The sequence below is a fragment of the Okeania sp. SIO2B9 genome (assembly GCF_010672505.1).
Taxonomy (GTDB): Bacteria; Cyanobacteriota; Cyanobacteriia; order Cyanobacteriales; family Microcoleaceae; genus Okeania; species Okeania hirsuta.
This window is the reverse complement of sequence record NZ_JAAHGK010001353.1, coordinates 1-2,000: the sequence shown is the minus strand read 5'-3', so window position 1 is coordinate 2,000 and position 2,000 is coordinate 1. Positions and strand designations below refer to the sequence as shown.

Below are 2,000 nucleotides of genomic sequence, written 5' to 3'. Positions count from 1 at the left end.
AAGGTAGAAATGCCTAAATCTATACCTACTGAATTATCAGTTTGAGGTAAGATTTCTGGTTGTATTTCTACTACAAAACTCAAGAAATATCTATGAGCGGAATCTTTGATTACTGTTACTGATGATGGAGCAGCAGGTAAATCTCTTGACCAAACAATTTTCAGCTTTCCAATCTTAGCTAAATAGACTTTATGTTGACAAACTTTAAATCATCATGAGTGTAAACCTAGCAGTTTGCGCGTGACTTTCTACTTTTAAATTTAGGAGGTCTAATAGGTTAGGTCTACCTTTCTGTTGACCTTTAGTTGATTTGAAAAAATTTTGATCAGCCTGGTTTAAATCATTTAAAGATTGCTGCAATGGTATAGCAGAAACTTCTGATAACTACTCTCTGTCTTCAGTGTTTTTCGATTGAGTGATCAACTGTTTTTGTAGCTCGGAGTTAGTGGGTTTCTTCTCTCCTAATTGATACTTTTCTTGACAACAAGCTAGACTATCATTCCAAACTACACGGACACAACCAAATACCTTGGCTAATCGGTATTTTTGTCCCGGTGTTGGATAGATACGATACTTAAATCTAGCTTTCATAACCTGACTTTCAAACTAACAACATGATAACATACTTATCAAAGAAAAATCAATTTAAAAGTCCCCCTTTTAGGGGGAGGCTTTCAACCCAATTTTCTGGTAATTTGAACAAAAGATGAAGTTAGATTTTTCTTATTTCGCGACAAGTCTATTATGTATAGCAAGGAACGAGTTAGTTAGGATATATACTGATGATGAACCTTAGAGAGGGAAATGCTTTTCCCACTTTTGCCTCACAGGAGTGCGCATTCCCTCTCTTGGTTTCATGGATATGGCAAGGAGACCCGCTCTTGACAGAACTGCTGCCTCTTTCAGAGGAGCTTTCCTATGGTCATGCTGCGCAAACGCTAACGCTAACCCCATCCCTCTACCGCTTACTGTCTGTCGCACCCCGCGGGGTCACACCGCTGTTGTCTATTCCCTGTTTCCTGCTATATATCTTCAAAAGATAGTGCAGGAACTTTCCATGGAAAGTCTCTACAAAAGTTTGACAAAATACTTATATCATGTGCGGATCAGCGCCTGATGAAAAAATGTATCTTCTAACTTCAAGACCAAGTCTCTACTATTGTACCTACTCTTCTACTATCTCAATCATAACTATTCAAGGGAACATAATATTATTTATTTGCTAGATATTTGGTATATTTTCTAAAGTTGAACATTTTCAGCCTACTTGCTCTAAATATTGACTAATATCCTCATTAAGCCTAGTAAGTTCAGCTTCAGTAGTAATCCGAATCCGCTCATCTCGTAAAGTAATCAAAACTTTAGCGGCAAAAGGACTAGGCCAAATATTAGGATTGCAAAATATTTCTAAAAAGACATCTCCTGTATACTGATATTCCATAGGTTTCTGTGGAGTTAATTTTCCTGGACTACCAGCAGCAGTTTTTAATTGTTGCATTAATTGAATGATCACACTTTGTAAATTCTTTGCAGCTTCAGGACTAAAATCAAAAGATATAGACCCTTCCACCATATTCAAGGTTAGTTTAGGAGCAAACATAGCAAATTCAATAAATATATACTATTATTAATAATAAACTTTACCATAAAACCTCAGCCTGAAATTAGGCAATTAAAATTGTTCACTTATTTAAGCCTAGATATTATACTCTAATTGCCATAACAAGTTTAGTTAATTTAGGGATTTCCTAACATACTATAAATTTTTTTTCTACATCTATAAAATCTTTACAAAAAAAGTAAAGTATTCAATGAAACTTAAATATCTCTATCCACAAGTACCTGTAATATAATGTACGCTTAATTAGTCATAATAAAGTTCTTAGATGGTAGGTCGTAGGTGTAAATTCAATAAGGAACAGTGGAAACGGAGCAAAAATTTGGGATATTCATTCAAGATCGCTTCAGTCAAATATTCTTATTATACTTAAGCGATCTTG

Annotated in this window: 2 protein-coding genes; both read right to left on the bottom strand. The window is 34.9% G+C overall.

Translation table 11 applies throughout. From position 1 onward, the window contains the following. Nucleotides 1-384: 384 nt before the first annotated feature. Nucleotides 385-591, bottom strand: a complete 207-nt coding sequence (locus F6K13_RS30655) for a helix-turn-helix domain-containing protein (protein WP_124142862.1) — start codon at nucleotides 589-591, stop codon at nucleotides 385-387. A 667-nt stretch (nucleotides 592-1,258) separates the two neighbouring features. Next, nucleotides 1,259-1,600 carry a hypothetical protein gene (locus F6K13_RS30650; RefSeq protein ID WP_124142861.1) on the bottom strand — a complete coding sequence of 114 codons (342 nt, stop codon included), beginning with the start codon at nucleotides 1,598-1,600 and terminating at the stop codon, nucleotides 1,259-1,261. Nucleotides 1,601-2,000: the final 400 nt, after the last annotated feature.